18 protein-coding genes and 3 pseudogenes are annotated in these 24,399 nt (G+C 41.9%); 12 read left to right on the top strand and 9 right to left on the bottom strand.

Annotated features, from left to right (window positions below; all coding sequences use genetic code 11):
* The 4 genes and pseudogenes from FTU17_RS11175 to FTU17_RS11160 form a co-directional block, all read left to right on the top strand.
* Positions 1-521: pseudogene (locus FTU17_RS11175) on the top strand (IS4-like element ISAba33 family transposase); the annotation flags it as partial.
* 48 nt (positions 522-569) lie between these two features.
* Positions 570-1,091, top strand: a complete 522-nt coding sequence (locus tag FTU17_RS11170) for a GspH/FimT family protein (RefSeq protein WP_168379539.1) — start codon at positions 570-572, stop codon at positions 1,089-1,091.
* Between the two features lie 113 nt (positions 1,092-1,204).
* The gene (locus FTU17_RS11165) at positions 1,205-2,380 is read left to right on the top strand and encodes a thiolase family protein (RefSeq protein WP_180135500.1); all 1,176 of its coding nucleotides are present in this window, start codon (positions 1,205-1,207) and stop codon (positions 2,378-2,380) included.
* 205 nt (positions 2,381-2,585) lie between these two features.
* Positions 2,586-3,035, top strand: a complete 450-nt coding sequence (locus FTU17_RS11160; RefSeq protein WP_180135499.1) for a VOC family protein — start codon at positions 2,586-2,588, stop codon at positions 3,033-3,035.
* A 69-nt stretch (positions 3,036-3,104) separates the two neighbouring features.
* On the opposite strand, the gene FTU17_RS11155 is transcribed toward FTU17_RS11160, so the two are convergent.
* The 5 genes and pseudogenes from FTU17_RS11155 to FTU17_RS11135 form a co-directional block, all read right to left on the bottom strand.
* Complete coding sequence (locus tag FTU17_RS11155; protein WP_180085417.1) at positions 3,105-3,590, bottom strand: DUF934 domain-containing protein; 486 nt, start codon at positions 3,588-3,590, stop codon at positions 3,105-3,107.
* Positions 3,583-5,226 (bottom strand): nitrite/sulfite reductase, encoded by a 1,644-nt coding sequence (locus tag FTU17_RS11150; RefSeq protein ID WP_078194255.1) that lies wholly within the window; start codon positions 5,224-5,226, stop codon positions 3,583-3,585. The genes FTU17_RS11155 and FTU17_RS11150 overlap by 8 nt, the downstream gene beginning before the upstream one ends.
* A gap of 265 nt (positions 5,227-5,491) precedes the next feature.
* Positions 5,492-7,897, bottom strand: a complete 2,406-nt coding sequence (locus FTU17_RS11145) for a glucose/quinate/shikimate family membrane-bound PQQ-dependent dehydrogenase (RefSeq protein ID WP_180135497.1) — start codon at positions 7,895-7,897, stop codon at positions 5,492-5,494.
* Positions 7,898-8,068: 171 nt separating this feature from the next.
* Positions 8,069-9,308: pseudogene (locus FTU17_RS11140) on the bottom strand (carbohydrate porin).
* Positions 9,309-9,524: 216 nt separating this feature from the next.
* On the bottom strand, positions 9,525-10,646 hold the full coding sequence (locus FTU17_RS11135) for a CaiB/BaiF CoA-transferase family protein (protein WP_180107381.1): 1,122 nt from the start codon (positions 10,644-10,646) through the stop codon (positions 9,525-9,527).
* Between the two features lie 210 nt (positions 10,647-10,856).
* Between FTU17_RS11135 and FTU17_RS11130 the strand changes: the two genes are divergently transcribed.
* The gene (locus tag FTU17_RS11130; RefSeq protein ID WP_078190094.1) at positions 10,857-11,867 is read left to right on the top strand and encodes an AraC family transcriptional regulator; all 1,011 of its coding nucleotides are present in this window, start codon (positions 10,857-10,859) and stop codon (positions 11,865-11,867) included.
* A 49-nt stretch (positions 11,868-11,916) separates the two neighbouring features.
* Here FTU17_RS11130 and FTU17_RS11125 read toward each other — a convergent pair whose 3' ends face one another.
* Positions 11,917-12,324 (bottom strand): hypothetical protein, encoded by a 408-nt coding sequence (locus FTU17_RS11125; RefSeq protein ID WP_257227393.1) that lies wholly within the window; start codon positions 12,322-12,324, stop codon positions 11,917-11,919.
* A 68-nt stretch (positions 12,325-12,392) separates the two neighbouring features.
* On the opposite strand from FTU17_RS11125, the gene FTU17_RS11120 reads away from it, so the two are divergent.
* The 3 genes from FTU17_RS11120 to FTU17_RS11110 all read left to right on the top strand — a co-directional run bounded on the left by FTU17_RS11120 (position 12,393) and on the right by FTU17_RS11110 (position 16,264).
* Positions 12,393-13,598, top strand: coding sequence for an acetyl-CoA C-acetyltransferase (locus FTU17_RS11120; RefSeq protein ID WP_180135495.1), 1,206 nt, complete (start codon positions 12,393-12,395; stop codon positions 13,596-13,598).
* A gap of 10 nt (positions 13,599-13,608) precedes the next feature.
* The gene (locus FTU17_RS11115; RefSeq protein WP_180135493.1) at positions 13,609-15,741 is read left to right on the top strand and encodes a 3-hydroxyacyl-CoA dehydrogenase NAD-binding domain-containing protein; all 2,133 of its coding nucleotides are present in this window, start codon (positions 13,609-13,611) and stop codon (positions 15,739-15,741) included.
* A 184-nt stretch (positions 15,742-15,925) separates the two neighbouring features.
* On the top strand, positions 15,926-16,264 hold the full coding sequence (locus tag FTU17_RS11110) for a hypothetical protein (protein ID WP_078190097.1): 339 nt from the start codon (positions 15,926-15,928) through the stop codon (positions 16,262-16,264).
* Between the two features lie 79 nt (positions 16,265-16,343).
* Here FTU17_RS11110 and FTU17_RS11105 read toward each other — a convergent pair.
* Positions 16,344-16,466: pseudogene (locus FTU17_RS11105) on the bottom strand (GNAT family N-acetyltransferase); the annotation flags it as partial.
* Between the two features lie 147 nt (positions 16,467-16,613).
* On the opposite strand from FTU17_RS11105, the gene FTU17_RS11100 reads away from it, so the two are divergent.
* Both FTU17_RS11100 and FTU17_RS11095 read left to right on the top strand, forming a co-directional pair.
* Positions 16,614-17,255 (top strand): hemolysin III family protein, encoded by a 642-nt coding sequence (locus FTU17_RS11100; RefSeq protein ID WP_180055229.1) that lies wholly within the window; start codon positions 16,614-16,616, stop codon positions 17,253-17,255.
* A 145-nt stretch (positions 17,256-17,400) separates the two neighbouring features.
* Complete coding sequence (locus FTU17_RS11095; protein ID WP_078194265.1) at positions 17,401-18,714, top strand: MFS transporter; 1,314 nt, start codon at positions 17,401-17,403, stop codon at positions 18,712-18,714.
* 291 nt (positions 18,715-19,005) lie between these two features.
* Here the strand turns inward: FTU17_RS11095 and FTU17_RS11090 are convergent, their stop codons facing one another.
* Positions 19,006-20,016 (bottom strand): metallophosphoesterase, encoded by a 1,011-nt coding sequence (locus FTU17_RS11090; RefSeq protein ID WP_180050311.1) that lies wholly within the window; start codon positions 20,014-20,016, stop codon positions 19,006-19,008.
* A gap of 104 nt (positions 20,017-20,120) precedes the next feature.
* Here FTU17_RS11090 and FTU17_RS11085 point away from each other — a divergent pair, with 104 nt between their 5' ends.
* Positions 20,121-21,740 carry a phospholipase D family protein gene (locus tag FTU17_RS11085; protein ID WP_306670316.1) on the top strand — a complete coding sequence of 540 codons (1,620 nt, stop codon included), beginning with the start codon at positions 20,121-20,123 and terminating at the stop codon, positions 21,738-21,740.
* A 44-nt stretch (positions 21,741-21,784) separates the two neighbouring features.
* On the opposite strand, the gene FTU17_RS11080 is transcribed toward FTU17_RS11085, so the two are convergent.
* On the bottom strand, positions 21,785-22,609 hold the full coding sequence (locus FTU17_RS11080) for a 1-acyl-sn-glycerol-3-phosphate acyltransferase (RefSeq protein WP_180135502.1): 825 nt from the start codon (positions 22,607-22,609) through the stop codon (positions 21,785-21,787).
* A 412-nt stretch (positions 22,610-23,021) separates the two neighbouring features.
* Between FTU17_RS11080 and hflX the strand changes: the two genes are divergently transcribed.
* Positions 23,022-24,356 carry a ribosome rescue GTPase HflX gene (gene hflX / locus FTU17_RS11075; RefSeq protein ID WP_180135489.1) on the top strand — a complete coding sequence of 445 codons (1,335 nt, stop codon included), beginning with the start codon at positions 23,022-23,024 and terminating at the stop codon, positions 24,354-24,356.
* Positions 24,357-24,399: the final 43 nt, after the last annotated feature.

Below are 24,399 nucleotides of genomic sequence, written 5' to 3'. Positions count from 1 at the left end.
CCAAGAATCATAAAATTAGTGATTTATTTCGTCATCTTCAAGTTGGTCAAACTGAATGTCGTAAACGACGTATTTGGGTTGGTCGAGTGAAACTGTATATTAGTGCGCTACGATTAGAAGATGGAGAGCTTTTACTTGTTGTTTCTCCTATGTTTAATGCTTCTGCTATTCGTGATTATGCATTACGCTGGGAAATCGAAACGTTATTTAGTTGTCTCAAAGGACGTGGATTCAATCTTGAAAATACTCGTTTAACAGACCCTAGACGAGTCAAGAAATTGATAGCAGTGCTAGCTATCGGTTTCTGTTGGTGCTATTTAACAGGTGAATGGCAACATGATCGGAAAAAAGCGATAAAAATAAAGAAGCATGGACGACTTTCAGTAAGTTTATTTCGCTACGGTTTGGACTATGTTCAAATGGCTATTCTACGTTTGATTGGTTTTGGAAAAAAAGAAGAATTTAAGAAAGTGCTAGCAATTTTAAGAAAGAAAAAGCCTGATAGGACAAGGATCCTATGAAATTTGTCGTGTACAGAGAAAAATAATATTAAATTTTGGATTAAATCAATGTCTTACAACAAAGAAACTGGCTTTACTTTATTTGAACTTTTGGTCTCAATTGCGATTATTGTCATTATCGTGACGATAGCTTTACCACATTTCAACAATTTAATGGCGCAGCGAGAAGCGAATAACATCAAATCGACTATTCAAAATCACAATGCATTCGCACGGGCTCATGCCACTATTTATCATTCCAATATTGTGATTTGTCCTAGTCTTGACTTTAAACTTTGCCAACCTAACAACTGGAACAGTGGTCTGATTATATTTATTGACAGTAATAAAAACCGCCAAGTCGACGCAAATGAAAAAATATTACTACAAGACAAACTTAACTTAAAATATGGGGACCTCTCTTGGCGTGGGACTTTACACATTCCGAGCCTAACCTTTCAGGCCAGCTCCGGTTTACCCAATGGTTCAAATGGTAGTTTCTACTACTGTTCGAAATCAACACTTCAACCGATCCGAGCAGTCTTAAGTCGAATGGGACATTTACGATTTGAAAACCCAACCAGTTGCTAATTTGAGAACCGGTGAGTCCAAAGCAGCCTTTTAAATTTGCTTTATTCCTGTTCAATTTTACTTATACTGCTGACGTATTCAAAAATTAATGTATAAGAAAATGGAGATATGTAATGACTGATATCGTCATCGTGAATGGTGCCCGTACAGCAATGGGTGGTTTTCAAGGGAGTTTAGCCGCTGTCACTGCACCTGAATTAGGCGCAGTCACAATTAAAGCAGCCATCGAACGCGCGGGTTTACAACCAACAGATGTTGAAGAAGTCATTATGGGCTGTGTGCTTCCAGCTGGTCTGAAACAAGGTCCTGCCCGTCAAGCGATGCGTCAGGCTGGTCTTCCAGATTCAACTGGTGCCGTAACCATCAACAAGCTGTGTGGTTCGGGGATGAAGGCCGTGATGCAAGCGGCAGATATGATTAAAGCAGGTTCAGCTCAAGTCGTGGTTGCAGGTGGTATGGAATCAATGACCAATGCGCCGTATGTATTGACCAAAGCACGAGCTGGCTACCGTATGGGCCACGGTGACGTTAAAGATCACATGTTCTTAGATGGCCTAGAAGATGCAGAAACAGGCCGACTCATGGGGTCTTTTGCGCAGGATATGGCAAATACCAAAGGCTATACACGTGAACAAATGGATGACTTCGCCATTCGCTCGCTTAAACGTGCACAAACTGCAATTACTGAGGGTTATTTTGCTGACGAAATCGTGCCTGTCACTGTTTCGAGTCGTAAAGGCGATGTGATTGTCGATAAAGACGAACAGCCTTTTAACGCTAATATCGAAAAAATTTCAACGCTGCGCCCTGCTTTTGCTAAAGATGGAACGATTACCGCTGCCAATGCCAGTTCTATTTCTGATGGCGCATCTGCTTTAGTTTTAACATCAGCAGATCAAGCTTCAGCAAAAGGTTTAAATCCGCTCGCAAAAATTGTGGCTTATGCATCAAATTCTCAGCATCCATCCGAGTTTACCATTGCACCTGTAGGCGCAATTCAAAAAGTTCTAGATAAATCGGGTTGGAATGTTGCTGATGTAGATTTATGGGAAATCAATGAAGCCTTTGCGATGGTCACGATGTGCCCTATTGATGAATTTAAATTAGATGCTGAAAAAGTAAATATCAATGGTGGTGCTTGTGCGCTTGGACATCCTGTTGGTTCTACCGGTTCACGCATTATCTTAACGCTGATCCAGGCATTAAAACGTACAGGTGGTAAGCGTGGTATTGCAGCACTATGTATCGGTGGTGGTGAAGCGACTGCTGTGGCGATTGAATTGCTTTAATCCTTTGTAGACTCCCTTCGCAAAGGGCGATTTAGAGGGAATATTCCTTAATCCTCCCCTAACCCCCCTTTAATAAAGGAGGGAGACTGAAAACCCCTCTGTAAGAGGGTTTTTTTATGCTTACATTTTAGACATAAATTATTCACATACAGCTCAGTAAAGGCTCTTAAAATAAATGTCTAAATAAAAAAATGGATGACTTTTTATGCAGCTTAATCACTACTTGAATTTTCAAGGCAATACCGAGGCAGCCTTTAATTTTTATCGTTCTGTATTTGGTGGAGAATTCCTCAATGTGATGCGTTATGGTGACATGCCTGCTGAGGAAGGCATTTCACTGTCTGATGCAGAACAGCAAAAGATTATGCATATTTCCTTGCCAATCAATGAATTTACCGTGCTGATGGCCTCAGATGTCAACGAACAATTCTGTGCGCAATCCAATCAACCCTTTACCTTAGGCAGCAATCACTATATTTCGATTAATTTAGACAGCAGTGAACAAGCTGAAGCCAAACGACTGTTTGATGCATTGTCCAAAGGAGGCTCTATAGAAATGCCTCTCGAAAAGACCTTTTGGGGTGCGCTGTATGGCGCATTTACCGATCAGTTCGGCATTAAATGGATGGTCAATTGCCAGCTTAAAAATGAATAATCACTCATTAAAAGTATTTCGATCAATAAAAAAGCCTCCGAATGGAGGCTTTTTTATTGATCAAGGCACTTAAGCACCAGTTTGATAATGCGCTTGCGGCACTGCAGTTGAAGCTTGATATGGATTGGTAAAATCACCTAAGCCAGCAGCAGCTTCAGCAATATCTTTACCTTCTTTCACTACAAAAGTATCGAAACCTGAACGCTTCATGTAGTTCAACACATCTTTGAATACATCACCTGTTGCACGTAGCTCGCCTTGAAAACCTTGGCGACGTAACAAGGCAGCAAATGAATAGCCACGACCATCGTTAAAACCAGCAAACTCGATAAAGATTGCATCTAACTGATCAAGCGGGAATTCATTGGTTTCAGGTGAAGCATCCACCGTTACGAAAAGTGCTTTTTTACCAGTTACATTCGCAAGTTGATCTAACTGCTCAACTGTTAAAACCACGTCACCTTGTGGCAACACACCATCTTCACCAATGACTTGGTAAGTATTGTCTGCAATCGAGCCATCTTTAGAGAGGACTTGTAGTGCTGTATTAAGCATATGCACGCTCCTTAAATGGTTGGATGCCAACACGGCGGTAAGTATCAATAAACTCTTCGCCTTCAGCACGCAGGTCTAGATAAGTATTTAAGATTTCTTCGATGATGTCAGGTACAACTTCAGCTGCAAATGATGGGCCTAAGATGTCACCAATCGATGCATCATGGTCGGCATTACCACCCAAAGTGATTTGATAGAATTCAGCACCCTTTTTATCTACACCTAAAATACCGATATTACCGACATGGTGGTGACCACACGCATTCATACAACCAGAGATGTTCAGATCCAATTTACCTAAATTGTAAATGGTATCTAAGTCATCAAAACGACGTGTAATGGCTTCAGAAATTGGAATCGATTTCGCATTTGCTAATGAACAGAAATCACCACCTGGGCAGCAAATGATATCGGTTAAGAACCCAATATGCGCACGTGCAAGATTGTGTTGATCAAGGATTTTCCATAGATCAAACAAATCTTTTTGTGGTACATCCACAAGCGCAATGTTTTGCTCATGTGTGGTACGGAACTCACCAAAGGTATATTTGTCAGCCAAGTCAGCAATCAGGTTCATTTCTTCAACAGTCATATCGCCCGGTGCAATACCCGCACGTTTCAAAGAAATCGTAACGATGCGGTAACCTTTGACTTTATGTGCATTGGTGTTGATGTTGAACCATTGTTTAAATTTCGGCTCTGCGGCAAATTGCTCTGCGAAATCTTCATCCGCATAATCTTGGTAATCAAATGGTGTGAAGTTCTCATCCATTTTCGCCAAGGTATCAGCATCAATTTTTAACGTTTTGATGGTATGTGCAAATTCAGCTTCCACTTTCTCTGCAAATACTTCTGGTGTTAATGCTTTCACCAAAATTTTGATACGTGCTTTATATTTGTTATCACGACGACCGTGTAAGTTGTATACACGAAGTACCGCTTCTAAATAAGCAATCAAATCTTCACGTGGCAAGAAGTCACGAATAAAGCTACCAATCACTGGTGTACGGCCTAAACCACCACCAACTTTGATTTTATAGCCAATCTCGCCTGCTTCATTTTTCACGATATACACACCGATATCATGGAAAGACGTTGCCGCACGATCAGTTTCTTCCAGTGCTGAAACTGCAATCTTGAACTTACGTGGCAAAAAAGCGAATTCTGGGTGGAAAGTTGACCATTGACGAATCAATTCACACGTTGGGCGTGGGTCAGCAATTTCACCCGCAACCACACCTGCATATTGGTCAGTAGTTGTGTTACGAATACAGTTACCCGAAGTTTGAATCGCATGCATTTGAACAGATGCGAGCTCTTGTAACATATCAGGCACATTTTCTAGTGCAGGCCAGTTAAACTGAATGTTTTGACGAGTAGATACGTGCGCATAACCACGGTCATAGTCCTGAGCCAATGACGCAATTTTACGTAATTGTTTAGAATTCATCAGACCATAAGGTACTGCAATACGTAGCATCGGTGCATAACGTTGTACATAAAGGCCGTTTTGAAGACGCAGTGGACGGTATTCATCTTCCGTCAATTTACCTGCTAAATAACGTTCCGTTTGATCACGGAACTGTGCAACACGTTCATTAACCAGTTGCTGGTCAAAATCAGTATATAAATACATGGCGTACAGCTAGTAATTTCTATTATAACAATGCACAGCATAACGAGATTTTATCTATCAAGAAAATGCGTTTTTTACATATTTAATAGCGATTTTATTGATAAGACTGTCGCAATTTCACTGATATAGCGGATTCCGGTCATTTACTTTTTATTTATTAATATATTGAATTATTTCTCCATTACTTAGCATAAATTTACATAAAGAATTTAAGCCAATAAAAAGCCCGATAAATCGGGCTTTTTATTTAGCGATGTAAAATCACTTATTTTTTATCTGGTAAAGCATACGCAACAAGGTAATCACCAAGTTTTGTACCAAATGAACCATGACCACCAGCCATGATCACAACATATTGTTTACCATTTGCTTCATAAGTCATTGGAGTCGCTTGACCACCTGCTGGTAGACGACCTTCCCACAAAGTATCACCATTCGTTACATTGATTGCACGGATATAGTTATCTTGTGTTGCGCCTATAAACATGACATTACCAGCAGTCGAGATTGATCCACCAAGACCCGGTACACCAATTTTCACAGCAGGTAATTGGAACAATTTCGGTAAACTGTCACGAATTGTACCAATACGTTTTTTCCAGACCACTTCATGTGTATTTAAATCTACACCCGCAGTAAAGCCCCATGAAGGTTGTTTACAAGGTAAGCCAAGTGGTGACAAGAATGCTTTGATTTCCACCCCATAAGGTACGCCATACATCGGTTGCACGCCTTGTTCAGTACCCGCACCTTTCGCAGTTTGCTCACGGTTTGGATCTGTAGGAATCAACTTAGTCACAAATGGCAAGCCAATTGGGTTCATCACAGCAACTTGACGGTCTTGGTTCACCGACATACCACCCCATTCAAATACCCCAAGATTACCTGGGAATACCAATGTGCCATTTTCAGAAGGTGGTGTATAAATACCGTCGTAGTTTAATGATTTGAAATACACACGACACATCAACTGGTCAAACATAGTGGCACCCCACATTTGTTTATCAGTCAATTTATCTTTTGGTGCTAAATCAAAATCAGAGAATGGTTGAGTTGCAGAATAATGCTCACCTTTAGTTTGTGGACCACGTTTTACAGTTTGTGGAACCGCTTTTTCAGTGATTGGCACAATCGCTTTACCGGTACGACGGTCAAGGACGAATGCATTACCTGTTTTGGTTAAGACATAGATCGCAGGAACAGTATTACCTGATTTATCTTTGATATCTGCCAATGAAGGTTGTGATGGTACATCCATATCCCACAAATCATGATGCGTGGTTTGGAAATTCCAAATTAATTTACCAGTCGATGCATTTAATGCCAACATTGAGTTCGCATAGCGTTCATCTAATGGCGTACGGTGACCACCAAAAATGTCTGGTGTGCCTACACCTGTTGGCACATAAACGATGTCAAGTTTTTCGTCATATGCTAAAGGTGCCCATGCGTTTGGAGACGCAACAGAGAAGGTTTTTCCTTCGCCTGGCATAGCATTCGGATCTTGTGCACCAGTATCAAAGATCCACAATAATTCACCGGTATTGACATCATAACCACGGATGACACCAGATGGCTCTTTAGTCGAGAAGTTATCGGTAGTTGAACCGCCAATCACAATGGTTGTGCCAGTAATCACTGGAGGTGAAGTTGGGATATAACCGCCTGGATACGGATAAGGCATATCTTTTTGTAGATCGACTTCGCCGTTATGACCAAAGTCACTACATGCTTTACCTGTGTCAGCATTGACTGCAACCAAACGACCATCATTTACAGGCAAGATCACTTTGCGCGGACACTCAGTTGAAGTCGAGCGTTTGTTCTCTAAGCTTTTTGCAAACTGAGTGGTATTTGCAGCGTCAAAATAAGACACACCACGACATGTTAAATGTTGATAGGTATTGTCCGCTTTAAGCTTAGGATCGAATGCCCATTTTTGTTTACCTGTCGCAGGATCAAGTGCAATTAAACGTTGGTGAGTTGTACACATAAACATGTCATTGCCGACTTTAATCGGAGTGACTTGGTTTGTGGTTTCACCTGAGTCATTTTCTGTTGGCAATTCACCTGTACGGAAAGTCCACGCCACTTCTAAATCTTTAACGTTATCGCTATTGATTTGAGCAAGTGGAGAATAACGTACACCACCTTGTGTACGACCATAGGCAGGCCAATCTTCAGGAGCAATACCCTCAATCGCTTTGGCTGTTTGAGGTTGTGCATTTTTAATTTCACCGTTAATTTCTTGCGGATCATTAAAAATTGAATAGATCATTACGATAATCGCAATCACCAGTGTGCCTGATAATGCAATTTTCGCAGTTTTGCCATTTTCCATACCGCGTGTCACGGCAGGAATCAGCAACCAAAGGCCCAATAAGCCTAAAATATCAAAACGAGGTGCAAGTGCCCAAAAGTCAGAACCTGCTTCCCAAAGTCCCCAAATCACTGTACCCAGCATTAACGCTGCATAAATGTATAAAGAACTGTTTTGAATTTTTCTTAAGTATATTGCTGAAGCCAGCATTAACAGGCCGGCGATTATGTAGTACCAAGAACCGCCAAGGACTGCCAGCCAGATACCACCAATCAATAGAACCAAGGCGAAAATTGCCATCACAACGACGGTAAATGTTCGCATCCCAGTTCCAGTAGATGGGTTGCTCATGTTGACCACCTCTATTGTCGAATGTTGTATTTGATGCGTGAAACTCATTCAACGCACCACCGTTTTTATGTCGCAAAGAGAAGTTGTTACAAAAACAATTCAAGGGGGAAATGTCGTAATTCTTCTCAGAATTACCGAATTGCTTTTATAAGAACTCTAATTGGACATCAATTAAAATGCTGTTTGAAATTTGATACCGCCAACCCACGCATTCTCACCATATTTGTAAGCACCGACGTGACGGATATATTGAATGTTAGGACGAATAGTCAGCCAGTTTGCCGCATGAATACCGTAGTAAATTTCTGCGTCATACTCTTCACTTTGTAGACCGCGTGCATCAACGCTGTTATTGGCAATATTGGCGTCATTCACATCATCATTAATGCTGATACGACCTAAGCCAATCGCGATTTCATCCTGAGGACGTGCATCGAATGCACCTTTGTATACCAAGCCAATGTTTTGCATATCACTTACATTGTTGGTGTCTGAGTCATGCACAGTGACATTCACAAAACCGCTTAAGCCACGTGAGGCATCGTCTTTGTGTGCTATCAGTTGTTGTTTCGCCACAATCCAACCACCTTGATGGTGATCTTTTTCATTTACTGGGCTATCAATGACATCGGCATCAGCGGTACTGTAGTAGTAACCTGCACGGTATTCACCCGGTAGCTTTTGTGTCCCCACTTTTGGAGTCCACACCACTTCAGCAGGAATAATCGCACCTTTAGAACCATCCAGTACTCAAGTTCCAACCTTTACCACGTTTTAGATTTTCAGGGTTGTATTCATAAACCCCGACTTGTGCGTAGAGTTCAGGCTGAATGTTATATTTCACGCGAGCAGCCCATTGGCTGACTGGCCAGTTGTACCATTGGTCACCGACCCAGTTACCCACTTGTGAACCACAAAGTGCTAAGTTTTGAAAGTCACAGTCAAAGCTGTTGAAATCTTCACCTTCACCAAAACGACCGACTTTAATATCTAATTTTTGGTCTAAGAATTTTTTCTTGATCCAAAAATCAGTCAAACGCCAAGTTTGACCACGACCCCACACTTCTTGTGTTGCACTTAAATGACCATTTAATGCATCTGAAGTTTGAGACAATGAACGACCATTACGTTCAGTGATATTGATTTGCGCTTCGGTATCTTTCCAACCTGCAATTTTTTCTAAATCGAGATGTGCCCCGATCGCGAATTGGTCCGCATATTCAGTGCCATGACCAGAAGCATGCTTTGCATCTAACAAAGTGGCTAATTCGCCACCATAACTAAAACTAAAATCGTAACCTTTCTGTTGGAGAGCTGTTCGTTGACCGTTCCAATCACCGAACATCCATGGGCTTTCAGAACTGAAAGCATCTGCAGTAGTTGCCGCTTGGGTTGCTGAACCCGCAAGCATTATTCCGAGGCTAAGATATAAAGATCCAAGTTTACTCACAGCTATTTTCATTTGGAGACCTATATACCAATTGTGTTAATAGTTCACATAATACTCTCACATTTGTATAATTTATTTATTTTTTTGTTAACAACCCTCAATATTTACATAGATGTTTATCTAATTAAGAGATTTTAAAGGTTTTATTGTTTAACTTATCACCTTTTTTTATACCATTCATAACGAATTATCCGCACCTAAAGTTTTACCCACATGGGTATAAATCAATGCTGATCTAGAAAATTTAATCGGACATGCCAGTTGAGTTTGTGTCATTGTGTCGCCTTCTTGTAGCGGAACTTCAACACACCAATGCCGCTCTTGGGCCAATTGTGAATTTAGAGCTTCGTCCAAACTTAAAACTGGTTCCACACAGACATCTTGAGAGGCAAAAATCTTTTTCCACTCAGCCCATGTTTTGGTTAGTATTTTTCGGGCAATTGCATGCTTAATTTCAGTCTGGTCTTGCGGATCAAATGACATGCCTTGCGTCGCTAAAGCGGGTAAATCGAGAATTTGCGCCAATCCATGTAAAAACTGTGGCTCCAAACCACCTATAGACAGATAACGACCATCTTGGGTTCGATAATAGTCATAGAAACTTCCGCCATTCAGATGTGCCGTCTCTGCCGCGGTTACCGCATTGGCAGCCAATACTCCTGCTGCAGCCATATTGTTCAATGCTACGGCACAATCGGTCATGGAAATATCAATATATTGTCCTAAACCGCTACGGTAACGCTCAATCACCGCAGCTAAGATGCCAGTAAGCGCATGCATTGATCCGCCTGCGACATCGGCGATTTGAATCCCCATCGGTGGCGGGCCACTGTCTTGGCGTCCGCTATGACCTGAAATGCCCGATAAAGCCAAGTAATTGATGTCATGCCCTGCGCGGTCTTTGTAATGTCCGGTTTGACCATAACCCGTAATCGAGCAGTAAATAAGTCGCGGATTAATTTCGGCCAAATCTGCATAATCCAAACCCAAGCGTTGCATAACACCTGGACGAAATTGTTCTACCACAATATCAAAATCTGAAATTTTGGCTTTGATCAATTCAATACTTTTCGGATCTTTTAAATCTAATGCGATGGATTGTTTATTGCGATTTAAATAACTATGCGCTGTGGCTTGCCCATTGGCATAAGGTGGCATCAAACGAACCAGATCGGGACGCGTCGGTGACTCAATATGCACAACTTCCGCACCCATATCAGCCAAATACAAGGTCGCAAATGGCCCTGGGAGTAATGTCGAAAAGTCGAGTACTTTCAATCCTTTTAAAGCTGCTTCCATGGATATTTTTCTCTAATTGTGTAGATTTTTTATCCATGGTAGAAATATAAAATGATTAAAACAATGTCATGTTCAGCCATTTACCTTGATAGTTTCGGCAATTTACCATGTAAAAATGGCAAAACCGCTGTTGTAAATTGCCATGATTTCTTTTTTTAGCGTCATTTAGGTCAAACATTTGTGAACATTAAAGAGACTGAAGGATTAAACATGAGTCGTGATACGATCAGTATCCATTTCGTCAACGCAGCCTTAACTGGTGTGAAACGTCTCGGCATGGATGTCGAAACTTTATTGTCTCATGTTGGCATTGAGGCTGAACTTCTACGCCAACCCAAAGCCCGTATTTCACCTGAACAATACACACGTTTTATTAAAATGTTGTGGATGGTGACCCAAGACGAACACGTCGGTTTTGATATTCAACCGCGCCGCTTGGGTACTTTTGCCATTATGTGCCAATTGATTATTCATGCAAAAACCCTTGGTGATGCACTTGAATTGTCTTCGCAGTTCTATAAACTGTTTGGTGATGAATGGTCAGTGACACTAGAACGTGATAAACACGAAGCACGTTTAGTTCCTCAAATTCCAAAATCTATGGACCCAGACCATTTCATTACAGAAAGTATGCTGATGATTTGGCATGGTCTCGCTTCTTGGTTGATTGAACGTCGTCTGCCTTTAGAACGCGTACACTTCGGTTATGAACGTCCTGAACATGCTGACGAATATGATGCCTTGTTTTTTGCACCTGTAATGCAGTTTGATACACCACGAACTGAAATTACATTTGCAGCGGATTATTTAGATTTACCCATTCGTCAAAACGAAGAAACGCTTGAAGAATTCTTAAAAGCGGCTCCTGCACAGTTATTGGTTAAATTTAAAAATACCAATTCATTAACGTCTCGTATCCGTGATGTGCTGAAGAGTCAAATTGGCGAAGAAATGCCAACCTTGAACGATGTTGCTTCAATGCTGTATCTATCGCCACAAACACTTCGTCGTCGTTTAGCCGCTGAAGGTAAGAGCTACCAAGGTGTGAAAGATGCCTTACGTCGAGATGCTGCAATTCACTTATTGCTTAATCCAGACTTAACGCTTGAAGATGTTGCACAGCAAGTCGGCTTTAGTGAAACCAGTACTTTCCACCGTGCATTTAAAAAGTGGACCGGTGTAACACCAGGCCTATACCGCCAATTACATGGTTATCACTAAGCATCATTCAAAACTAGCATTCTCTAAAACCTGATCTCGATCAGGTTTTTTATTTCGGAAAATCTGCGCGTTGTTTTTGACAAAGCAATGGATCGACAGGCGTAATCACTCGTTTGCCATCCTGTATCCGATACATTTCTGCCTTGGTCACATGATCATTTCGATCATACTCACAGGCTAAACCGCCCGTCCCTTCATCTGAAGGATGAATGCCATAGATCATATAAATATAAAAACCGATCATGCATACAAAACCTAAGCAGCCTGCAAAAACAAGCCAAGCCAGACCTTTCAACACTCGCTTCACATTTTTATGCATAAGTAGATCTTCAATTTCAACTAAATCGATAGCAACTGATCTTAGCCGATCCTCGCTTTCAATATGCAGGTTGATTTTGACCTTATTTAGCAGCAAGCGTTGACTAAAAATATCAAACGACTCGCCCGTTCTCATCATTGCACTGGCTTGATTAATCCGTACACTCAAAAAACCAATAAAAATTTATAGATCATAGGGACAGGATTATGAGCGAGGCTTACATCATTGATGCCATTCGCACGCCCCGCGGAAAAGGTAAAAAAGATGGTTCACTGCATGCCGTTAAACCCATCAGCCTACTGACCGGTTTATTGAACGAATTGCAAAACCGCCATCAATTTGACACCGCTGCAGTAGACGACATTGTACTGGGCTGTGTAACTCCAATTGGTGACCAAGGCGCAGACATTGCCAAAACCGCAGCCATTGCAGCAGGTTGGGACAATGATGTAGCAGGCGTTCAAATCAACCGTTTTTGTGCATCAGGTTTAGAAGCTGTGAATATGGCAGCGCAAAAGGTGCGTTCTGGCTGGGAAGACCTTGTGGTGGCTGGCGGTGTAGAGTCGATGTCTCGTGTGCCAATGGGCAGTGACGGCGGCCCTTGGGCGCTCGACCCTGAAACCAATATGGCCTGTGATTTTATTCCGCAAGGCATTGGGGCAGATTTAATTGCCACCATTGACGGTTACAGCCGAGCAGATGTGGATGCCTTTGCAGCCAGCTCTCAGCAAAAAGCCGCCGCAGCTCAAGCCAATGGTTATTTTGACAAGTCTGTCGTTCCAGTTAAAGACAAAGCAGGCATCACTGTTTTAGCCAAAGATGAATTTATTAAACCAACGACCACAGCAGAAGGCTTAGGCAAACTCAACCCAAGTTTTGCCATGATGGGGCAAATGGGCTTTGATGCCATCGCCTTGCAAAAATATCCTGAAGTCGGCGCAGTCAACCATGTACACCATGCAGGGAACTCATCGGGCATCGTCGATGGTGCTGCCGTAGTATTGCTTGCCTCTGAAAAAGCGGTCAAAGAGCAAGGCCTGAAACCGCGCGCCAAAGTGCTTGCAACTGCATTGGTGGGCGCAGACCCGACGATTATGCTGACTGGCCCTGCACCTGCTGCACGTAAAGCCTTAGCCAAAGCTGGCCTAACCATTGATGATATTGATCTGTTTGAAGTGAATGAAGCCTTTGCTGCAGTGGTGATGCGTTTTATGACCGAACTCAAGGTTGACCCTGCCAAAGTCAATGTGAATGGCGGCGCAATTGCATTAGGACATCCGCTGGGTGCAACAGGCGCCATGATTTTAGGAACCCTGATGGATGAACTAGAACGCCAAGGTAAAAAGCGCGGTTTAGCGACCTTGTGTGTCGGTGGCGGTATGGGCATCGCAACGATTATTGAGTTGGTATAAGGAGACTAAAATGAGCGCAATTCAATTTGAAAAAAATGCCGACAATATCGTCATTTTAACTTTAGATTCTCCAAACCAATCTGCCAACACCATGAATGCAGACTTCCGTGCTGCACTGGCTGAAACGGTAGACAAACTGCAAGCAGATGAAAATATTGCAGGGATTATTTTCCGCTCGAACAAAAAAACCTTCTTTGCAGGCGGTGATTTAGACGAACTGATTCAAGCCACACCTGAACATGCGACTGAATTCTTCAATATGATTGAAGAGATGAAAGCTAAACTGCGTTATATCGAAACCCGTGGCATTCCAGTTGTGGCAGCTTTAAATGGCACAGCGCTTGGCGGTGGCTGGGAGTTAGCACTCGGCTGTCATTATCGTATTGCGCTTAATGATGCTAAGGCTAAATTTGGCTTACCTGAAGTGACCTTAGGCTTACTGCCGGGCGGTGGCGGTATTGTACGTATGGTACGTTTATTAGGTCTGCAGAATGCATTTCCGCTCCTGATGGAAGGCAAACAAATTGGTGTCGATAAAGCTAAATCACTGGGACTGATTCAAGACACGGCAGATAGCCTTGAAGAATTGATGGATAAAGCCATCTCTTGGGTCAAAGCTAATCCAAAATCACAGCAGCCCTTTGATGTAAAAGGCTACAAAATTCCGGGCGGTACGCCATCTTCACCTGCAGTGGCGCAAATGCTCGCCATTGCCCCTGCTATGCTGCGTGACAAAACCAAGGGCTGTTACCCTGCGCCTGAAGCCATAATGTCAGCAGCGGTTGAAGGTGCTCAAATCGATGTCGATACGGCGCTCACGATTGAATCACGTTATTTTACTTACCTTGCAACTGGTCAAATTTCTAAAAACATGATCGGCACCTTTTGGCATGGTCTTAACGCCATTAAGTCAGGTGCAAGCCGTCCAAAAGACGTCGCGAAATGGCAAGCCTCTAAAGTCGGCATTTTAGGCGCAGGCATGATGGGTGCAGGCATCGCTTATGCCACGGCATCAAAAGGCATTGCAGTTGTACTCAAAGATGTTTCTGTTGAAGCAGCTGAAAAAGGTAAAGCCTATAGCCAAAAACTGCTAGATAAAAAAGTATCTCAAGGTCGTTTAAGTGCAGAAAAACGTGATCAAGTTTTAGGACTGATTCATGCCACTGCAGATGCTGCCGACCTACAAGGCTGTGACTTGATCATTGAAGCTGTGTTTGAAAATGTCGAACTGAAAGCCAAAGTGACGCAAGAAACAGAAACCTATCTGGCAGATAGCGGCATTTTTGCATCCAATACCTCTACTTTGCCTATTTCAGGTTTAGCCAATGCATCTCAAGATCAAGCTAAATTTATCGGTCTGCATTTCTTTAGTCCTGTCGACAAAATGCAATTGGTCGAAATTATTAAAGGTAAAAACACCTCGGCTGAAACCTTAGCCAAAGCCTATGACTATGTACAGCAAATTGGCAAAACACCAATTGTGGTGAATGACAGTCGTGGCTTCTTTACTAGCCGTGTCTTTGGCACCTTTGTGCAAGAAGGTTTACGTCTATTGGCTGAAGGCGTACACCCTGCCCGCATTGAAATGGCTGCACTAAAAGCTGGCATGCCTGTAGGCCCATTGGCGATTCAAGATGAAGTGTCTTTAACGTTGTCTGAGCATGTTGCGGCCGAGACCCGTAAAGCCCTACAAGCTGAAGGCAAAGACCTACCACGTTCAGGTGCGGATGAGGTGATTCAGACGATGATTCATGAGTTCGGACGCAAAGGTAAAGCTGCCGGCGCAGGCTTTTATGAATACCCTGAAGGCGGTAAAAAGCATCTCTGGGATGGCTTGAGCAAATGGCAGAAAGATAATGCTATTTCTGAACAGGAAATGATTGACCGCTTCCTGTTTGTACAGTCACTCGATACCTTACGCTGCCTAGAAGAAGGTGTTTTGGAATCGACTGTCGATGGCAATATCGGTTCAATCTTCGGGATTGGTTTTGCCCCTTGGACAGGTGGTGCACTTCAATTTTTAAATCAATATGGTTTGGAAAAAGCGTTACTTCGTGCCAATACACTAGAAGCAAAATATGGCGAACGCTTCAAAGCACCGCAATTGCTGAAAGACAAAGTGGCGAAAGCTGAGAAGATTTAATTATTCATTTTGAGCATGCAAATTTTGCTGTTCAATCACATCAAAAGGAGCTTCGGCTCCTTTTGATTTTCCTTCGCAGTCGCGTGTTTGCAAACAAGTCTAGATTTTACGCGAACTCTCATCTGTTTTATGTTATAAAGTAACAAGTTTTTTGATTTCTTTTTATCCGATTGAGTAGCTTGTTATGACAGATCATACTTCTCCTGAAAAATCACCATGGGGCTGGAAAGCACTGATTATCTTCTGTATTTTAGGTGCGCTATTCATGGGTATTTTCTGGCTTGCTGTGACCAATGAACCAGACTATATGCCGAGCCAACAGAAAAAAGACAATACTCAACAGCATGCATTTAAAAATGCCCCTGTGATGTCAGAAGAAGCGTTGAAAAAGGCGCAAGCTGATCAAGCAGCTCGTGAAGCATCTGCACCGACTGCAGCAGACATGCATATGACCGAAGAACAACATGCACATATGGATGACATGAGCCCTGAACCTACTGCATCGAATGATCATGGTCACTAAGCTTTGACCCAATCTATGCAAATAAAAAACGCTTAAAATATTAAGCGTTTTTTATTTATAGCTGTCCAATTTTAAGTATTTAAGCCAAAGCCATATACATATCTTGATGCGGAATACCACAATCTAAATATTCATCACCTTCAACAACAAAACCTAAAGCTGCATAAAACGCTATGGCATGCACTTGTGATGATAGTTTTAAATTGCTGCTCTTGCGTAGAGGGAGAAGCCAAAGATGACATAATATAAACCTAGATAAATTTGCAAAACAATTTTAAATCTTCTTACACCAAAAGCAAAATTGAATTACTATACATATGTATATTTAAATTATTATAAAAGATACGTTATGAATACTCCCCATCTTTTAGCTTATGACCCAGCTGAAGAAAGACTGAATTTCTATACCCATGCTTTCGGTGCAGCGTTGTCTGCCATCGCAGGTATCCTACTGATTTTAAAAGGATCATATCTTCCAACTGGACAATGGCTTTCACTTTGGGTGTATGCATTCAGTATGCTGTTATTGTTTTCAGCCTCGAGTCTATATCACTTCGCAGAATCTCCTGAGCGCCGTGGTTGGTACAAAAAACTCGACCATACCGCAATCTATTATTTAATTGCAGGTACTTACACCCCGTTTCTGGCAATCGCATTGCCTACCGCAAAAGCGCATTATTTACTCATTGCACTGTGGGTCATTGCTGCAATTGGAACACTATTCAAATTAATTTTCATTCATCGTTTTCAAAAGATTTCGTTGATTGCCTATTTGGTGATGGGATGGCTTGCAGTACTGGTAATGGATGATATGCAACGCTTTTTATCTGATCAAGCTTTAACCTACCTGATCATTGGCGGGCTATCTTATACAATCGGTGCATTGTTTTATGCCTTAAAAAAGGTAAGATATACACACGCTATCTGGCATATTTTTGTATTGATAGGTGCAGGATCACATTTCCTGTCGATTTATCTCTACGTGATATAACCCACTGACACTGCATTCTTTAGTGACCCTAATTCCGCAGTCCGTAAGTTGGTATTTCGTATTTTTTTAAGAAATTACGCCTTTTTTAAAAAGATTACGCTTTTAAAACTAAGTTCAATTATTTTTAGTAAGTGTAAGGTCCACCATGGCGTCTTCAAGTGCTGCTGCCACTGAACAGCAACCAACAAATTCAAAATTCCGCGTACTTACAGCAAGTCTTGTAGGTACCACAATCGAGTTCTTCGATTTCTACATCTATGCAACTGCGGCTGTAATTATCTTCCCGCATCTGTTCTTCCCTGCAAGTACAGATCCAACAACCGCAACGATTCAATCTCTAGCGACGTTTGCGATTGCCTTTATTGCTCGCCCGATTGGTGCAACATTCTTTGGCCATTTAGGTGACCGTATCGGTCGTAAAGCCACATTAGTTGCCGCTCTCCTCACCATGGGGATTTCTACAGTATGTATCGGCTTGCTTCCAACCTATGCTCAAATTGGTATCGCTGCTCCGCTCATGCTTGCACTTTGTCGCTTAGGTCAAGGTCTTGGTTTAGGTGGTGAATGGTCAGGTGCCGTGCTGCTTGCAACTGAAAATGCGCCAGAAGGCAAACGTGCTTGGTATGGTATGTTCCCTCAATTGGGCGCGCCAATCGGCTTTATTCTTGCAACAGGCTCATTCTTGACCTTAGGTCACTTCATGTCTGAAGCTGAGTTTATGCAATGGGGTTGGCGTATTCCATTCATTGCAAGTGCTCTATTGGTTATTGTCGGTCTGTGGATTCGTTTAAAATTACATGAAACACCAGCGTTCCAAAAAGTATTGGATAAGCAAAAAGAAGTAAATATTCCGTTCAAAGAAGTGATCACTAAGCACTGGGGGATGTTAATTCTCGGTACGATTGCTGCGATTTGTACATTCGTTGTGTTCTACTTAACCACAGTATTCGCTTTACAATGGGGTACAACCCAGCTGGGTTACACACGTGAAGAATTTTTAAAACTTCAACTGGTTGCCACACTTTGTTTCGCTGCCTTCATTCCACTTTCTGCTGTATTTGCTGAAAAATTTGGTCGTAAAACGACTTCGATTGCGGTATGTGTTGTATCTGCATTGTTTGGCTTAGTCTTCTCAAGCATGCTTGAGTCTGGCAGTACTGCGATGGTGTTCTTATTCCTATGTATCGGTCTTGCGATCATGGGTTTAACCTATGGTCCAATTGGTACGGTATTGTCTGAAATCTTCCCAACGTCTGTACGTTACACAGGTTCAGCTTTAACCTTTAACATGGCTGGTATTTTTGGTGCATCTTTCGCGCCACTGATCGCAACTAAACTTGCAACTGGCTATGGTTTATATGCAGTAGGTTACTATCTAACTGCAGCATCAATCCTTTCATTGATCGCGTTCTTAATGATTCGCGAAACTAAAAATGATGATGTGAATAATCAGGTTTAATCTGCACATAATAAAAAAGCCAGCACCTATTGCTGGCTTTTTTATGTCTCAAATGGAGTCAATGACCTGATTAGCTACTCTATAGTTGACATCACTTCGATTTTATTCATGAATGCAGCTTAGATCCAACTGAGCAATACACATCATCTGTTCCAAGACACGGTCATTCACTTAATTTCAAACAGCAAATGAATGGCACGATTCAATTTTATTAACCAAACAAGGCCTGTAGCTCTACATCAAGAAGAACATTCACCAAACCGTTTAGCGATAATGAACGGTAGTTTTTGATTAAACCAACTCGATAATATCAATGGTCGGTGGCACAAGAAAACGGAAAGGTACCCCAACCATGCCCGTACCAACAGTGACAAAGACATCTGCATTGTCATGCTGATATAGCCCTTTTTTATGGCCTAAAATCGACACTTTTTTCATTACATAATCGGTCAACCAAGGCAGTTGTACCTGCCCGCCATGGGTATGACCCGACAACATCAATGGTCGTCCGGGAAGTTTAGGTACCATATCGACGGTATCTGGATTATGCGACAAAATGATCCAAGGCTTATCTTGTGGCAATTCTGGCAAATAGCGCATATCGGCTTTACCTGCCCACAAATCCCCAACACCTAATAAACGAAACTCATTAAACTCAACCACTTGCCCTTCGATATCCACCACATGATTACTTTCTAATGCATGTTTTAACAGCGCTTGAATAGGCGGACCGGGATATTGCTCATCATGATTACCATTCACCGAATAAATTGGAGCAATAATTTTTTTCAGTACAGCCAATTCTTCAGCTAACTTATTTTCTGGCTCGTAAGTCCAATCCCCTGCAACCACGACCAAATCAGGATTTTGCGCATTGATTTTATCGACGATCATTTTTAACTGACGTTCATGACCTGAAAATAAACCAATGTGTAAATCACCAATTAAGGCAATGCGTACAGGCTTTAATAATTGTCGTGTTTCATGCAATTGATATTGACATTTTTTCACCTGAATCATGTGCGGCTCGATAAATCGGGCATAGCACAAAAGCCCCGTAACAGCACCGACAAAAATCGCTTCATGTAGTGAATAATAGCCACTCCAGCCTGCATAAAAGCTAAAGAAGAATAAAGGGATAAGTAAATACGAGAGATAAAACGCCAACAAATGTACGAAGGCTTTAAACGGATGAATCGTTTCCGTGCGCGACTGGCTTAACCAAGCTTGGGATATTGCCCAAACGCCCAGCACAGCCAACCCGATATAAAAATACATCACTACGGAATCTAATTCCCACATACATTTGCTCTACAATTTGCCTAACGAGAAAACTCGGTCACTATATTTATCTTTTCACAGCTGACACTTATACTCAAATCAAATTTTTTAGTATGTCTAACAGTATGAACTCAGCTACACTGAAACAGCAAAATTTGTCCTTCATACATAACCACACTAAGGTGGTTTTGCTGAGTTGTAGCCTTGTTGTGACTTTATCTGCATGTAGTACCTTGCCTAAACAGCAAACTCAACCTGTGGAATATGCCTTTAATACTCCCACTGACGATACTAGCCTTGCTAAAATTGTGCTGCCGTTACGGGAACAAAATCCTAACTTAACTGGTTATCATGTTCTATATGACCCATTAGAAGCCTTAGCGGCTCGAATCGAACTGATCAATAAAGCCGAAAAAAGTTTAGATCTACAATACTATATTTGGGATAACGACAAAATTGGTGCTTTGGCCCTGCATGCCATGATCAAAGCTGCAGATCGTGGGGTGAAAATTCGTTTATTGGTCGATGACAATAATGCAAAAAAGATGGAAGGCATTTATATGGCACTCGACCAACATGCCAATATTGATGTCAAACTGTATAACCCGTACCGCTTCCGACATTTCCGCCCTGTCGATATGGTACTGGATCTAAAACGCATCAACCGTCGTATGCACAACAAAAGCTTTATTGCAGACAATCAAATTGCTCTGATTGGTGGTCGCAATATGAGTAACCAATACTATAACGTCAGTGATAACTATCAATTTTCCGATGTCGACGTCATGTTGGTCGGTGCGGCATCCGATGAAATCATTCATTCTTTTGATGAATATTGGAATGATGATTATGCCTTTCCAGTACGCCAATTGGTCAATCCACGCCACTATAGCTTGCGCTTTGACAGTCTCAAACAACAACTCGATGACTATAACCAAGAAGCCACTGTGGTCAATTATTTGGACTTAGCCAACCGTTCACATGCCTTTGATGACTGGCTCAACAATAAAATCCAATTTGACTGGGTCAAAGCCGAAGTGGTCAAAGACTCCCCGAGCAAAATCAAATCTAAGGCCAAAAAAGAAGAGCATCTCAACTTTCAGCTGCTCAACCGTTTAGATAAACCGGAGCAAAGTGTCGATATCGTTTCAGCCTACTTTGTTCCAGAAAAACAAGGTGCGGAACGCCTAAAAAACCTCAGTGCCGATGGCGTGAAAGTCAGAGTTTTGACCAACTCATTCCAGGCCAATGACGTGCCATTGGTTCATGCTTTTTATAGCAAATATCGCCAAGATCTATTGGAACACGACGTTCAACTCTATGAATTTCTCTCTAGACCTGATGCAGAAAACCTCAACACCAATACCAAAGAGTTGGCGGAAAAATCTAAAGTTAGTCTGAAAGGTTTAAGCCGTTCGAGTCTGCATGCCAAACTGATGGCAATTGATGAAAAACAAGTTTTTATTGGTTCATTTAACTTTGACCCTCGCTCAGCATATTTAAATACTGAAATTGGGGTATTACTGAATAGCCCACGTTTAGCCAAAGCCGTCCACTACACCATGGATGAAAATTTGAGTAAATATGCCTATAAGTTGGTGCTCAATGCAGACCAACAAATCAATTGGAAAATTAAGCTATCAAATGGTCAAACGCGTATTTATCCACGTGAACCGAAAATCAAGTGGTGGCAAAAAGCAGGAGTGAAATTTGTTTCTTGGTTGCCGCTCGAAGGCTTTATGTAAGGATCGTGCTGCAAAGGCATCCCCTTGCAGCCTGTATCATTAAATTATTTAGCTTCAACTGGAACTGGCGCTTTAAGAACTTTGGCTTGAAGCTCTGCTAATCCCTGATTCATTTTTTGCTGCACTTCTTGCGTCAAGCTTTCCACAGTATGACCTGCCGAATCAATTGCGGGCAATGTCATTAGATGCGCAGTGACATTCGGCATTTCTAAGACATTTTTGACATGTCGATCAAAGCTAATGTCTCCGACATAGGGCGCAATATTGTCCAATTCACCCTCTTGATTTACATAGCAAATTAAACAAATTTGGACTGGGCGTTCGGCTTCAATCGCCGCACCTAAAATACGACCATGAATTTTTTTAATTTTGCTGCCATCTGAAGTGGTGGCTTCTGGGAAAAAGAGTACCGGCGTATCTTGTTTTAAGAAGCCCGTAATTTGTTCTTTAATTTTAATCGAGTCGCCAGAGCCACGCTTAATAAATAACGTGCCACCGCCTTTCGCCAAATTACCCAGCACTGGCCATTTTTCAATTTCAGCTTTAGCCAAAAAGAAAACACGTGCACCTGAACCCAAAACTGCAACGTCTAACCATGAAATATGATTACTTACCCAAAGGGCGGGTTGACGTGGAATTTCACCATGTACTTTGACTTCAAGATTAAATACTTTGCATAACTTGCGACAAAAATACTGCACATAGCGGGTATTTTGCGGGTTATTCGGGTCTTTATACAATTGATGACGATAAACCAAATAAAAACCCTGCGTCACAGCAACGGCTGCTGCACCGACTTTTTTACAATACAAATAAAATTTTAAAAACACATTAATTTGCGGTGTATTGACGATTTGAGGTTGATTCATAAACGGTTCACTAAAAGGACACGGTGCCACAATTTGGCGTAAATTTTCATCATCATATACCGAAGACAGTTTTTTTGCATTGATCATAAAAACCGAAGTCGAAGATAATATTTTCCCATTTAAATCGTTTTTAAAAATCAAATATCATTTTTATATCGGTTTTAAAGGTTATAAATCATGAATCACTCACATTCGGACCATCCCCCTATTTCGTCATGGCAAGCTTTAAAAGCCATTGCAGGTTTTTCACTGATGTATATGAGTGTGCTTTTTTTATTGGCGCTGAGCTTTCGCAGCTTTCTCTAATTGAACAGCAGGTCATACAGCAACTTAGCCATTAATCCCTCACTTAGATTAACCCTCGCACTGCATTTTCGCCTAAAATGAATCTTTAAACAGGAGTGTGTGCTGAGTGGAAAATTTAAATCAACATCAAGCGAGCGGTGAACGCGTAATTTTAGTCAGTGTGGCAGTACAAATGCTCGCAGACCTTGATGCCGAAGAATTCCACTTACTAGCTCAATCTGCAGGTGCCAATATTCTGCAACATGTGTATGCACAGCGTATCAAGCCTGATGCCAAATTATTTATTGGTTCAGGGAAGGCTGAAGAAATTGCAGAAGTGGTTGCAGAGCATGAAGCCGAATTGGTCATCTTTGACCATGCCCTCACCCCTGCCCAAGCACGTAATCTTGAACGCATCATGCGTTGTCGTGTGGTCGATCGTACAGAATTAATTTTAGATATTTTTGCCCAACGCGCACGTACCTATGAAGGTAAATTGCAAGTTGAGTTGGCTCAATTACAACATATGGCTTCACGGCTGATTCGTAGTCGTGGCGATCTCGATAGCCAAAAAGGTGGGATCGGCCTACGTGGACCGGGTGAAACGCTGCTGGAAACTGACCGTCGTCTACTCAAGCTCCGTATGGGACAACTCAAAGCGAAACTTGAGAAAGTCCGCCAGACACGTATGCAAGGTCGTGTGGCACGTCAAAAAGCTGCTGTTCCAACCGTGTCATTGGTGGGTTATACCAATGCGGGTAAATCGACCTTATTTAATAATTTAGCAAAAAGTGATGTCTATGCAGCAGACCAACTGTTTGCGACACTTGACCCAACTTTACGCCGTCTACATTGGGATGGCATCGGCAACTTAGTGCTCGCAGATACTGTAGGTTTTGTGCGTAATTTATCGCACTCACTGGTCGAGTCGTTTAAAGCCACCTTAGAAGAAACGTTGGAGGCGACCTTATTGTTACATGTCATTGACTCCAGCAGTCCTGACATGATGGAACAAATCGAGGCTGTCGAAAAAGTACTGAAAGAAATTGGTGTCGATGTTCCGATTCTGCGCGTTTATAACAAAATTGATGTCAGTGGCGAAGATCCTAAAATCATCTATGGCAAGCCACATCAGCCGGAACGTGTTTATGTCTCAGCACATAGTGGTAAAGGTCTACCCTTATTACGCCAAGCGGTTCAAGAATGCTTAATGGGACAGATTCAAAGCTTTGAAGTTCGTCTAAAACCGGCTTATGGCAAATTAAGAACACAACTGTATGCGCTCAATGTGATCCAAAATGAAAGTTATGATGAACAAGGCAACTTGATTCTGCACGTCATCATTGCCCCACATAAGTTAGAACAACTGATTAAACAGGCACATTTACCCATCGAAGAAATCTTGGGAACGCGTGCGCAACAATTTCAACGTCCACTTGAAGAATTTGAAATTAAAGACTAAATCGGTTAAAACTTGATTAGTATAATTTTAACGAAAGACAAAA

It is taken from the genome of Acinetobacter sp. YH12070 (assembly GCF_013419625.1).
GTDB classification, from domain to species: domain Bacteria; phylum Pseudomonadota; class Gammaproteobacteria; order Pseudomonadales; family Moraxellaceae; genus Acinetobacter; species Acinetobacter amyesii.
This window is presented reverse-complemented; position numbering and strand designations above follow the sequence as displayed.